At 28.5% G+C, this 14,066-nt stretch carries 8 protein-coding genes and 1 pseudogene (1 of these 9 cut by a window edge); 3 read left to right on the forward strand and 6 right to left on the reverse strand.

What is annotated here, in order from left to right; all coding sequences use genetic code 11:
* Window positions 1-1,432: the 5' portion of a methyl-accepting chemotaxis protein gene (locus AXY43_RS02580; protein WP_105410930.1), read on the reverse strand. Its footprint begins 572 nt before the window's first position; the window shows 1,432 of its 2,004 coding nt (coding positions 1-1,432); its start codon is at window positions 1,430-1,432; its stop codon lies off the left edge, out of view.
* Window positions 1,433-2,127: 695 nt separating this feature from the next.
* Between AXY43_RS02580 and AXY43_RS02585 the strand changes: the two genes are divergently transcribed.
* A complete protein-coding gene (locus AXY43_RS02585; RefSeq protein WP_105410931.1) occupies window positions 2,128-4,146 on the forward strand; it encodes a Na+/H+ antiporter in 2,019 nt (672 codons plus the stop codon).
* Window positions 4,147-4,400: 254 nt separating this feature from the next.
* Window positions 4,401-5,453: a galactose ABC transporter substrate-binding protein gene (locus AXY43_RS02590; protein WP_105410932.1), complete on the forward strand. Its 1,053-nt coding sequence runs from the start codon at window positions 4,401-4,403 to the stop codon at window positions 5,451-5,453.
* Between the two features lie 274 nt (window positions 5,454-5,727).
* On the opposite strand, the gene AXY43_RS02595 is transcribed toward AXY43_RS02590, so the two are convergent.
* From AXY43_RS02595 to AXY43_RS02615, 5 genes and pseudogenes are all read right to left on the reverse strand, one after another.
* The gene (locus tag AXY43_RS02595; protein ID WP_179208008.1) at window positions 5,728-6,456 is read right to left on the reverse strand and encodes an MORN repeat-containing protein; all 729 of its coding nucleotides are present in this window, start codon (window positions 6,454-6,456) and stop codon (window positions 5,728-5,730) included.
* A gap of 440 nt (window positions 6,457-6,896) precedes the next feature.
* Window positions 6,897-7,037 (reverse strand): annotated as a pseudogene (locus AXY43_RS02600) (sulfide/dihydroorotate dehydrogenase-like FAD/NAD-binding protein); the annotation flags it as partial.
* An 81-nt stretch (window positions 7,038-7,118) separates the two neighbouring features.
* On the reverse strand, window positions 7,119-8,120 hold the full coding sequence (locus AXY43_RS02605; RefSeq protein WP_105410933.1) for an NAD(P)-dependent alcohol dehydrogenase: 1,002 nt from the start codon (window positions 8,118-8,120) through the stop codon (window positions 7,119-7,121).
* A gap of 355 nt (window positions 8,121-8,475) precedes the next feature.
* Window positions 8,476-10,374: a sigma-54-dependent Fis family transcriptional regulator gene (locus AXY43_RS02610; RefSeq protein WP_105410934.1), complete on the reverse strand. Its 1,899-nt coding sequence runs from the start codon at window positions 10,372-10,374 to the stop codon at window positions 8,476-8,478.
* 425 nt (window positions 10,375-10,799) lie between these two features.
* Window positions 10,800-11,741, reverse strand: coding sequence for an IS982 family transposase (locus AXY43_RS02615; protein ID WP_105410935.1), 942 nt, complete (start codon window positions 11,739-11,741; stop codon window positions 10,800-10,802).
* Between the two features lie 601 nt (window positions 11,742-12,342).
* On the opposite strand from AXY43_RS02615, the gene AXY43_RS02620 reads away from it, so the two are divergent.
* Entirely contained in the window at window positions 12,343-13,938 is a 1,596-nt protein-coding gene (locus AXY43_RS02620) for an NHL repeat-containing protein (RefSeq protein WP_105410936.1), read from the forward strand.
* Window positions 13,939-14,066: the final 128 nt, after the last annotated feature.

Raw genomic sequence — 14,066 nt, forward strand, 5'->3', positions numbered from 1 at the left:
TTTCAGCCATTTCTTGAACTATTCCATTAACTTCATCTGTAGCATTTTTCGTTTTATCTGATTTTTCTATCAAAGTGTCAATCATAGATAGTCCTCTTGATCCTAATTCCTTAGTATTTGCAGAAAGTTTGTCCATTTCATGTGAGTTTTCATTAATTTCATCCAACTTACCTGATAACTCATTCATTTCTAAAACCCCATGTTGAGCATTCTGAGACTGATTAACTGCACCATGTGAAACGTCTTCTATTGATTTGGATACTTCTTCTATTGATGCTGTTACCTCTTCTGACATATTCGCTAGGTTTGACGATGTCTCTAATACTGTTTTAGATGATTCTGTAACATTTTCTATAAGCTTTGATATATTAGATATCATATCATTAAAAGATTGTGACAGTTCCATAAATTCATCTTTTGTAGATAAATTTATCGATGCAGTTAAATCTCCCTTTGAAGTTTTTTCAAATACTTCTTTTAACTTTTTAATATTTTGTGCTATACCTTTACTTAAAAATAATGATAGCATTATACAAATTATTAATATAACTAAAGATATGTATACTGTTGTCGCAAGTATTGAATTGGTATCATTAGTTACTTCTTTCTCATCAAGAGTAGCTACGACCTTCCATCCAGTAGTAGGGTTTGTCCCATATACTCCAAATTTCTTTGTATTATTAAATTCATATGTTAAGAATCCCGCATTATTATTTTTTACATCTTCCCAAAATGATTGCTTAGATGCTACATCTGTTCCAATTAAATCTTTATTCTTATGCGCTATCATATTTTTACCATCTATATCTGAAACAAATATATATCCGGTATTACCTATTTTCTTAGTTGATATCTTTTCTGTAATTGTATCTAAAGACACGTTCATTGCACATACGCCAACTAATTTCCCATCTTTTTCCATCGCCTTAGCTATAGCTACAACATTTTTCCCAGTTTGAGCACTTTTAAATGGTAAAGTTATTATAACTTGGTCTTTATGTTCTATTGCTTGCTTATACCAATCCCTATCACTAGCCTTATATCCATCTGGCATTTTCTCACTAGGATATATTTCAAATTTATCATCTATACTTGCAAAATATGTACTAAAGATATCGTTATCACTTTCCTTGACATCTTTTAACATACTAGCTATAGCTAAGTATGATTCATCTTTATCCGAATTAACAAAATTATAATTAGTTGATAATGCTTTAGTCATGCTTACAAACCCACTAAAATAGTTATCAATTCCATCATTTAATTCTAAAAGAGTTTGTTGACTTGTAAGTTTCAATTTTTGATTAAGAATCGATTTAGCTTGTTCATTGGCACCAAATCCAAGAATTATCAAAGGAATTAAGCATATTCCTAATAAACTCATAACAAGCTTGGTTCTAATACTTTTTAGTTTAATTTTCTTTAACTTCATTATTATTTCCCCTTTATCGCAAGTATATTAAATATTTATAAATATTGTTGTACAAAATTTTATTGTAAAGTAGTATTACTGTGTTATAAAAACAAAAAAGTCTCATTTCATAAATTTCACAAAATAAGACTCATTATAATTTTAATTATATTAACTTTTACCATCATTTAATCATATTGCCATTATATATGTAGTGTCTTTTATTGTCAATACTTATTATTTTTATCGAAAATTGTTAGAATTCATACTATTTGATTACCGATAAATGTTTTACTGTAAATTAGCAAATATTTTTTAATATATATTTTAATTCACAATGCACATTTCACAATTACAGCTAAAATTCTTGTAATATTTTTAGAATTATCATAAATGATTATTTTTGCAATATATATTCTAAAAAAATTAATTCATCAAAAGCCATCTCAATCTATAAAGCAATGCAAGTTAATTATCTGTTTCTTCAAAAGAACTTATTAAATCTCAGTACACAAAGTTTTCATCAATTTATTAATGCTAAAAAATATATAGGTACAATATAAAATTGCATCATTAAATTTCAGAAATAAATCTGTTACATAAACTCTCAGCAATTTAATATACTATAATTAGTGTATTTTCTGTCAGCCTATTAATTTTCACATTAAGTATTAATTATATGCTTTCACATAAATATTAAATAAGGAGGATTATATATGTTTACTTATATCTTAATATTATTAATTTGCATTTTACTATCAACTATAATAAGTAGATTTATACCTTCCTTATCAGTTCCTATTATACAAATTGCGATTGGATCACTAATTGCAATAATACATTCAGAATTTAGTATTGAGCTGGATCCTCATACATTTCTAGTAATGTTTATTGCTCCCCTTCTTTTCCGTGATGGGAAAAATGCAGATAAAAGATCTCTATGGAAACAGAGAAGAAATATCCTTTTAATGGCACTAGCTTTAGTTATCGCAACTGTAATATTAGTTGGATTAATTATAAATAAGTTAATTCCATCTATTTCATTGCCTTCAGCTTTTGCACTTGCAGCTGCTTTATCTCCAACTGATTATGTTGCTGTCAGCGTACTTTCAAAAAAAATCTCACTTCCAAGGAAAGTACTTCATCTTATCGAAGGCGAAGGACTTATGAATGACGCATCAGGCCTAGTATCTTTTAAATTCGCATTAGCTGCAGCACCAACTGGAACATTCTCATTATTCGATGCAACTATAAGTTTTTTTATAGTCTCTATTGGGGGAATCATTGCAGGATTAGTTTTAGAGCATATTCTAATTAAGTTCGAGCTTTGGATAAGAAGTCTTGGAATGGAAGATATTACAGTTGAAATACTACTTCAAATTCTAACACCATTTATAATATATCTTGTATCAGAGGAAGTATTTAAAGTCTCAGGTATATTAGCTGTGGTTGTAGCTGGAATGGTATATTCACTATCATCTAAAAAACTGAAGTTTAGAAATGCTAGACTAAATGCTGTATCAGAAAATACTTGGTCAGTTTTGGCCTACGTTCTAAATGGTCTTATATTTATAATAGTTGGATTGCAACTGCCAAATATAATTAAAATTGCTTTTTATGAAGCTACAATCAATAATTTTGAAGCTATCATTGATGTTTTATTAATAACATTATCCTTACTTACACTTAGATATCTATGGGTTTTATTTATGTATAAGTTTGGAGATAATGCCTGCAAAGCAGAAAAAAGAAGTGTTAAATTTCACGCTGCACTTTTAACTTCCCTTTCAGGAGTAAGAGGAGCTGTCACATTAGCTACAGTTCTTTCGATTCCTTTGGCATTAGAAAATGGTGAACCCTTTCCTGAGAGAACATTAATTTTATTTTTGTCCGTTGGGATAATTCTAACTACACTTCTTATTACAACTTTCATATTACCCCTATTTGCTAACAAAAATATCCATAAAGAGACCGATTATTTACAGATAATGAATAAAGCACAGATAAAAGTTTGGGCTAACACTATAAATAAATTAAAATTAGAAATTGATAATAAAAAGTACATTAATATGATTATAAGCGAGTATAAATATCGTATTCATCAATTAAAACGTGGAAATTCTTATTATAAGAACTGGAACAGGAGCAGCAAAGAGGAAAAGAAATGGATGCTTATATGTTTTAAAAAAGAAATTGAAAATACCAGAAAGATGTTACAAGAAAATAAGATAGATGAATCAACTGCATACTTCTATGAAAAATCAGTTAGAAATAAAATCAAATTAATGTCATCAGTTGAAGGTTTTTCGTTGATTTTCAAAGAGGCTTTAATGCGGATTTCTTCTTTAATTTTTAATATTAAAAAACTTAGGTATATATTAAGAGGAATTGAAAACAAAAAAAGAAGTGAACAACAATTAAAAGATTTGGCCATGAAAGACCTTTATTCTACTAATGCAAAATACTTAATTCAATATGTTAAATCTATCATTACTCCTGAAAATGAAGAAACGCTAAAGAAAATAATTTTATATTATCAAGGTGTCTATTGGGTTGCAAGCAAACCAATCTTAGGAAAAGCTAGCAAGTATGAAAAGAAAAAAATTCAAATTAAAGCAATGCAACTAGAAAGAAATACTATACAATCTTTATTTGAAAATGGAGATATAACTTGGAATATAGCATCTGAACTAAGAAAAAATCTAAATTATATTGAAAGTGATGTTTTAAGGTAATAGGCTTTTATTTTTATAAGCCTATTTTCTATTTTCTAGAAATTCATATTTAAGTTAAATCTATGAGAAGTTATTAGAGAGACTAATTCTGAAATCTACAGTTCCAGAGTCACCTACGATTTTTTATGTTATTTTACATTTAGTGTTGCACTTCTAATTCTAAAAAAAATGATTTCCATATAGTATAAATTTTTCATTGAGAGATAATCTAATATTGAATATTATAATTTGACAAGTGTGCACGGAGGATTAAAATGAAGATATTAAAAAAGATACTGTCTCTTACTTTCATATCTATATTTTTATTATATATTATTAGCCAAACTACATATGCTAGCCCGGATATTAGTTCTCAAACTCCACTTAAAGTAGGTGTATTCTTAAATAGTTTTAGTGATCTATTTATTTCTAACGTAAAGAAAAACTTAGAGGATATTCAAAAACAAAATGAAAACAAAGTTCAATTTACTTTTTTTAATGCCAATGGAAATCAAGTTATTCAAAATGAAGATGTTGACAAAGCACTCAATGATAATTTTAATCTTCTTGTATTAAATCCTGTCAGCACTAATATGGATCAGCTTCAAGATACTCTTAATAAAGTAGCACAAAAGGACATTCCATTAATTTTATACTATGCAAAAACTAAACCAATAGTAAATTTTATAAAAAATTATCATAATTCTGTTATTATTGATACAGATGTTGATCAGTCTGGAATTATTCAAGGCAAAATCATAGTAGATACATGGAATGCTAATAAAGAAAATTTAGATAAAAATAAAGATAATATAATTCAATACATTATGTTAAAGGGCCCATCTAATAGTCCGGAAACAATTGAAAGAACTAAATATTCTATATTAACAATTAATGAAGCGGGAATAAAAACTCAAGAGCTTTTATCAATACCTTGCAATTGGGAAGAGGAATGTGGCAGAACTTCAATGGAATCAACTTTATTAACACTTGATGGTAAAATTGAAGCAATAATTTCTAATAATGATGCCATGGCAATAGGTGCCATTAAAACGCTCCAAAAATATGGTTATAATAAAGGTTATAACTCAAGAAACATTCCGATTGTTGGTATTGATGGTTTGCCAAAAGCTCAAGAATTAATTAATCAAGGTATTATGACAGGTACTGTTGTACAAGATTCACAAGCTCATGCTAATGCAATTTATACAATAGGAATGAATCTAATTTCTGGCAACAATCCTCTTAATGGTACCAATTATAAATTTGATGAAAGTGGAGTTACAATTAACATCCCTTATCAAGAATATAAACCACAAAAGCAGTAGCTGAATCACCTAGCTACTGCTTATAAAATTATTCCCTAGTTTTTTCTTCCATCAATTCTATAATTGAAGCACATAATAAACAAAAAATACTAAATATAAATTCTATTTTATACCAAATAACTCTAAGCTCCCATTCTGAGTACATATTCTTTAGAATATATATTCTGAACCATGTCTGTTAAGGGGTTAAGAATTGCATACAGTTTAAATTTTTGCTTTACAAAATCACTATATATAATATATCTTTAGATTTGAAACTATCTTTTTATGTATCTTATCCTTGGAATTCGCCATTTAAAAACTGCCCTTGCTTTTTTGTTCCATTTATCAAAATCAATGTGCCTGTCCCATCTTCTCTACCATGTTTGAATTCCCCTTCATATTTATTACCATTGGCATAAACTAATGTTCCTATTCCATTCATTTCTCCAGCCTTACACTCACCTTCGTACTTTGCACCATTTGCGTAATTAAATATACCTCTTCCTTCTATTTTATCATTTACAAATTCACCTTTATAGATATTGCCAGTAGAATAAGTTAGTTCCCCATTGCCTTCCATTTTTCCATTTTTAAATTCACCTACATACACATCACCATCTGTATATGCATATGTACCGCTTCCTTCCATTAATCCATTCTTGTATGAGCCTTCATATCTATCGCCATTAGGATTAGAATATATCCCTTTACCTTCCATTTCATCATTTGCAAACTCGCCTGTATATTTACAACCATTGGAATAAGTTAATGTACCTTTTCCTTCTCTTTTATTATTTTTAAATTCACCCACATATACATCACCATTTGCATAAGTATATGTTCCTACTCCGTCCTTCTTCTCACTCTTTATCTGTCCAACATATTTATCCCCATTAGAATAATCAATAGTCTTTTCTTTATTAGAATCACATGAAATAAGTAAACCTGAACCAAGTACAAGCAAAATTCCACTTATTATAATGGAAGAATAATTTCTTTTACTAAAAACACCACTTTTCATTTTATTACTCCTTTTTTCAATAACTGTCATTTTTATTTTCCATATTTTTTACATTAATAGCATTATAACATACTATGCTGACATTTTTCTACGGAACTTAAAATTCAAATTTGAGTCAAGTAAAAGTTGGCAAGAATTTTAATAGACCAGCTCATTTTTATGCCCTTCATCCTTTGAGCTAATACACCACAAAGATAGTTTATGTATTGAGTAGATGGTTTTGGCATCTACTTTATCATTTATATAGTATTCTTTACTATTTTTGCCTACTAAAATTATACTCTAACAAAATGCAATATTATATGAATTAAATGATAAAATAAACCCAACAGAAAAACTTATATTCTCTGTTGGGTTTATTTCCATAATTTATTTTATTCTTCTGTAAAATCAAATATAATGATACCTATATTTATCATTGTGGCACAAAAAAGACTATTTGTTGAAATTCCTAATTCCTTAGTTAACATAGAAGTAAATTTCATCATTATCATTGATCTAATAATAATTGCATGATCATATTTCTTAGCTTGATTATTAACTAATTTTTTAAGCATACCTGATCCAGTCCACTTAAATTCATTCTAACTGTTTTTGTTCCTTTTCCTACAGTTTTAAAAACTATAGTTACTGTTCCTTTTTCCTGATCATGATCTACTATGTTATAATATAACTACTGCTTTAATTAAGTCTTTTGGCTTGTCTTTCATTAATAGCAGAGCCTCTTCTATGTGTTCAAATCCATGATATACATGTGTAACTAATTTACTTAGATCAACACGATTATATACTACCATATCCCTTAACATTTCTGCTCTTAGACGCCCTCCTGGACAAAGACCTCCTTTTATAGTCTTGTGAGCCATTCCGCATCCCCATTCTACACGTGGTATTGGTAAAGTATCTCCACTTCCATGATAATTTATATTAGAAATTATTCCTCCTGGTTTAACCATAGATACTGCTTGGGCTAATGTTTCAGAACCACCGCCTGCCATAATTACTCGGTCAACGCCTTTTCCATTCGTTAATTTCATAACTTGATCAACTATATCACCATTTTTATAATTTACAATATCTGTTGCTCCGTAAAATTTTGCAACTTCAACACAAACCGGTCTACTCCCCACTCCAATTATTCTACCTGCTCCGCGTAATTTAGCACCTGCTATTCCCATTAAACCAACTGCTCCATGAAATCCAGTAGTCATCATATCTGTTATCATAACCGCATTTTCTAATGGCATGTCTTTTGGTAAAATTGCAAGATTCATATCCGCATCATTTACATGAAAGTATTCACCAAAAACTCCATCCTTGAAATTTGAAAATTTCCATCCTGCAAGCATACCATTTGAGTGCTGTTGAAAACCAGCTTGAACTTCTAAAGATCTCCAATCTGGAGTTGTACAAGGAACTATAACCCTATCACCAGTTTTAAAATCTTTCACTTCACTTCCTACTTCAACAACCTCACCTACAGCTTCATGCCCTAAAATCATATTCTTCCTATCTCCAAGAGCTCCCTCAAAAACAGTATGTATATCTGATGTGCACGGAGATACTGCTAATGGACGTACAATAGCATCATATGAACCAACAACGGGCCTTTCTTTTTCAATCCATCCTAACTTATTGATACCTAGCATTGCAAAACCTTTCATAAAATATGTTCCTCCTTAAAAATATTCCTTTAATATCCTAAATACATTGTTAAAAAATTATTTTTTAGACCTAATTTAGTTTCATATATATACTTAAGCAAATATAATGCCAAGATATATTGCAAGGAACATATTACGATGCTTTAATTAATGATATTTAGCAATTCATCACTGTTTTCTCTAATAATATAGCTCTCTTTTTTTCATAACATTAATATTATTATTCATCTTTATTCAAAATACTGTTGTAAATTTCTACACTTTTATCTTTAATTACTGTTGGATTATTAAACACTGTTGCATTTTAATACAATTTTTATGTAATTAACTTGTTAAAAAAAACGCATGAAAAAACTTATTTTACTTGTATATTGTATTTTTTCATTTTTGCATACATTGTACTCCTATTTATTCCTAGTATCCTGCATGATTTAGATACGTTTCCTTCACATTGATTAATACAAATTGAAATCGCTCTTTTTTCTAATTCTTCTAGTGAGCACATATCATATTCCAGTATTTCATTATTACAATAATTCAAATCTCTTTTTATCGTTTTATTTTCAAAACTAAAGGAAGTATTTCCATCCATGTTTACAATATTTTCAATACAATTTTCTAATTCTCTAACATTTCCTGGCCAATTATAATTTAAGAGTTTTTCATATATATTTTTCTGTATTTTGGGAATAGGCTTTCCTAATTTAGCAGCTTTTATTTTCAAGAAATGATCTATAAGAATTTCTATATCCTTAGCTCTCTCCCTTAAAGGTGGTACATATATTGGAATTACACTTAGTCTATAGTATAAATCATCTCTAAATGTTCCATTTTCTATTTCCTTTTTTAAGTTTTTGTTTGTAGCTGCAATAATTCTTACATCTACATTAATATATTTACTTCCACCAATCCTAGTAACAAATCCTTCTTGCAGAACTCTTAAAAGATTTACCTGCATATCTAATGGCATTTCACCTATTTCATCTAAAAATAAAGTTCCTCCATTTGCAAGTTCAAATTTTCCTGGACATCCACCTCTTTTAGCCCCCGTAAATGATCCTTCTTCATACCCAAAAAGCTCGCTTTCTATTAAACTTTTAGGTATAGCTCCACAGTTTATTGCCACAAAACTTTTATTTCTTCGATTACTATTGTTATGTATTGATTGAGCAATAAGTTCTTTCCCCGTTCCACTTTCTCCCTGAATAAGTACTGTAGAAGGGCTATTAGATATGCTCTTTATTTGTTCTTTCAATCTATGAACCTCTTCACTTTGGCCAATAATATCGTCAAATGTATACTTTGCTGTTCTGCTAATATATTTATTAACCAGATTATAGACGTTTTGAATATCTTTAAATATTCCTACCATCCCAGTAATATTAGAATTTTTATCTTTAATGGGGTATACATTTATATTGAACCTTTTCTTTTTATCCGAATATACAATTTCTTCATCCTCATATGATTGTCCATTCCTTAGTTGTTCAAGTATGTATTTCCAGTTATCTAAAACTGTGTCTAAATTCCTATTTATAACCTCTTCCTCCTTCATGTGTAACATACCGCATGCGCTATTATTTATGGCTTTTATTATTCCTTTTGTATCTACCGCGAAAATTCCTAGATTTACTGAATTCATAATTTTATTTAAATATTGATATGTTTTAACTAATTCCTTTTGTGTGTTTTTAACTTTCAAATGATTTTCAATAGATTTTACTGCTGCCACTACAAGACCTAATGTATGTGGGTGAGCCAATTGACGGCGTCCAGTTAAATTAAGGCACCCAATTATATTTCCATCCTCGTCATGAACAACCGACGAGGAACAAGTCCATACCTGAAAAACTTTTATAAAATGCTCTTCTCCAGAAATTTGAAGAGAAATATTTTCAGCAATTGCAGTGCCAATTCCATTAGTGCCAGCACTTTTTTCGCTCATATCAGCTCCCTCAATAATGCCCATGTGAATTTGATCTCTAATTATATCTTGGTCACCAATAATAGTTAAAACTACTCCATTTTTATCCGTAAAATATAATGAAAAACCTGACCCTTTCAAAAAATTATATAGTATTTCCATAAATGGTCTGGCTATTTCTATTAATGACTTGTTTTTTTGTATAAGCACATTAAATTCTTCCCCCCTAAGAATTTTAGATGGACATGGTATATCCTTTTTTATACCATAATCATTACATCTTTTATGTGACTCCTTTATTATTTCATTATAAGTATATCTTCTGATCATCTAATATTCCCCCATACAGTTTTATTATATAAAAATTATAAAAACCTAATCTATTATATTGTTTTAAAAATTATATTTTCACGTCAAATACAAGCTTTTATTTGTTTATTTATCGCATCATAAGATATAGAAATCAGTAGTCAGATAATTAGTTACTACTACTATTATTATATTATGTATCTATTGATATAAAACAAATAAGGAGAATAAAGATTTCTCTCTACTCTCCTCATACTGGAATTCTTAAACAAATATTTAACCCATATTACCAATTGATATAATCAAATTATAGCATATTTTAACAAAAGCACAGCCTATTTTTTACATTAAATTTTTATTTATCTAAAGCGTTGTGCTAATTTTTGTATTGCAATTATTATAGTATAAAAATGCGCAAAATATCCTTGAGTAAAATTTAATAAATTTTAACCAAATGCAAGATGTTTAATTTGAGCTATATGAATAGTATTTCCTGTAATTGCATTTAGTACAAATGATATATTACGAGTAAGTATTTTTAGAGTAATTCTCAGCATTAACCCCCACTTTGACTTAGCTAGAACTCTTGCAATATTAAATTGGCCAGCTAATTGAGAAAAACTAGTTTCAACTCTCCGACGCGCTTTTGATAAAGCGTTACGAAGTCGTTTTTCTAGTGGTATCTTACTATTTTTTCTCTTCAGCGATAAAAACAAGATTTCTTTTTCTTTAGCTAATGATACTTTAAGCTCATTACCGATGTATCCTTTATCAGCGAGTATCTTTATATTGGCGTTTGTTTGAATGAGTTCGAATACAGCATCTCTATCATCAGTATTAGCAGTCGTTAAAAGAAAATCTGTTATGAAACCATCAGTAGTAATTAAAGCGTGAAGTTTCAATCCAAAATAAGTTTCCTTTTTTGAAGCGCAATAACTATAAGTTGATATGTCCTTGAATAATTTACTAAAGTAGGCTCTTCCGAATTTGCATACTGGGATAGGCATACTGTCAATAATTCTAGTATCTTCATCACTAAATATTGCCAGACTTGAAAAGTATCTTTGGATTTCTAAAATTACTTTGTATAAATTTCTTTTGGTTCTGTTAAATCTTGTTCTATCGCAAATATTAGGAAATAAATCTGAATAATTCTTTTTAACAAAATAGAACCAAGCTTTTTCAGAATCAATTGTAAGGGCTTCGCCTACGATACTAATTGTTATTATTTCTGAGTCTGAGAGCTTAGATTCAGAAATATTTCTTCTATTTTTGATGGATTCAGGAATTACTTCATTGTAAACATCATCGATTAACACAAAAGAAACTGTAAAAAAATCTTTTAAATTAGCAATTTTTTCAGTATTATAATAAGTGAACTCTAACATTTTAATCATCTCCTTATTATACTTTTAGTGTTAATTTAATTATAATTGGGATGATTAAATTTTGTTAGAGTTTTTCTTTATTAAATTTTAACTAGCACAACGCGTTTATCTATATTTATCCTGTCACTACAAGTAATCAATATTTCTAAAAAATAAAGAATTCAAGATTACAATGTCATTCAAATAGTTCCTTTCATTCTAAATATAAATATCTTTTAAATCTATCTCAAATATATTCTGAATTCAAGTAAATATTTGCATTTAGTAGCAATTTTCAAATATACATTACATAAAAAGATTGAAACTAAATTTTACAAAAAGTATATAGTTTTTAGCATAATATAACATATTTTTTAATTCTTTCTTGATTGAAAATTTTATTATTGATATAATAAGTCATTATCAAAAAATACCAAGTCAATCTGTCTGTACATTTTGTACTTGCTATTTTCTTTCATATTACTAAAGCTAATTTTAATAAAATAAATTTAAATCTACTCAATACATATCTAAAAAGCCATATTATGAATATATATAAAAACATAATTTAAAATTGAGGCTATTTGCATTGAGGATTTTTTAACATTATGGAGGTAATAAAATGACATATATAGCTATTCTTTTGGTTGTATTAAAATCTCACCCAGTGCTGAGTATTTGGGGATGCATTCTTTTTGTTATCATTAGTCAGTTTGCTTTCCCCAAAAGAGCCAGATTCCATTTAGCAAAATTTTCTATAATCTTTTTTGTGATTATTATTGCTAATATTTTTGTAGGACATTTTTTCACCAATATCATTATTGACAATTTTGGTAAAAAAGGGGAGGCTATGATTTTAGATAATTCGCCAACATCAGACCAATATAATAATGAAAGAGTCTATCGTTATAATGTTATGATTAAGCCAGAGAATGATGGCAATGCTATTTCAACTTACTTTTTATCCTCAGATTTTAATATTGTTCATAACGATTCACTTAATAGATACTCCTATCCTTCAACTGGAGTCAAGTTTAATGTAAAGTATATAAAAGCTTATCCAAAAGCTTTTGTTATTATAGCCAATGATGATAGTGAATATGGCAGACAACTTCAGATTAATAAGTATTCATCAGAAAAATCTAAGATAGAGAACCAACTAAAGATGGATCCTGAAAACTCTGATCTTAAAGAAAAACTTAAAGAATTGGACAATAAAATTCAATCTATTATTGATAGCAATAGTGGTAATACTAGTGAAAACGCAACAAAGCTTCAGCTTAATAATTATTTATTAGAAAGATCTAATATAGAAGATCAATTAAAACTGGATCCTGAAAACTCTACTCTCAAGAAAAAGCTTGAAGAGTTAAATATAAAAATTCTTTCTATTAATAACAGTAATTTTGCTGGAGAATTAGTCGCTATATTTGGCGGAAAAGGTACAGATTCTGGAAAATTAAATGACGCAAGATATATTACAGTAGATTCTGATAATAATGTTTGGATAGCAGATTACACTGATGGGAGGATTCAGCAGTTTAATAACTCTGGTGAATTCATTAAGATGATTCAAATAAATGGAGATAAAAATGATTCCAAACTGATTAAAGGACTATCTGCAGATATGAATGGAAATTTATACGTCTCTTCTGGCAGCACGATTCAAAAATACAAAACAGCTGACGGTAGTTTATCCTCAACTTTTAAGGGAAATGATTATTATGGACCTTTAGCAGTTGATAAGGATAATAATATATATTTGCTAACTTCTTCAGCAACAGAAAACACATTATTTAAGCTAAACTCTGATGGAGCAATACTTGCTCGTTTTAATAATATTATAAAGAAAGCTAATAAAGATGATCCAGGTATGAATGCTGACTTGGAATTAGATGGTTCTGGTAATATCTATATCTTTAGTGAATATAGCAAAAAGATATATGTATATAATTCTAATGGAGATTTCATTAAATATTTAGATTTAAAACTTAATAATGAAGATACCAACATTGAGACAATTTCTATAGATAATAGCGATAATTTATATGTAAAAAGTTTTAATGGAAATTATAAATTTGACCTTAATGGCAATTTACTTAACATTTTACCTGATAAAAATTACTATAGTACTGATGTGGATTCGAACGGAAATATTTATATGTCAGATAATGATGATATATTTGAATATAATCTAAATAATCCTACACAGGAATAAAGGATTGACTGGCCAGAATGCTCTTTAAGTAATTTTTAATTATCTTTAATGAATATTTCTCAATGTTCTGCAAATAATATAGTTGTTCAGACTCAAACACAAAAAGAGATAGCAATTCCCCCATTCTC

Source organism: Clostridium sp. MF28, from assembly GCF_002969175.1.
GTDB classification, from domain to species: domain Bacteria; phylum Bacillota; class Clostridia; order Clostridiales; family Clostridiaceae; genus Clostridium; species Clostridium beijerinckii.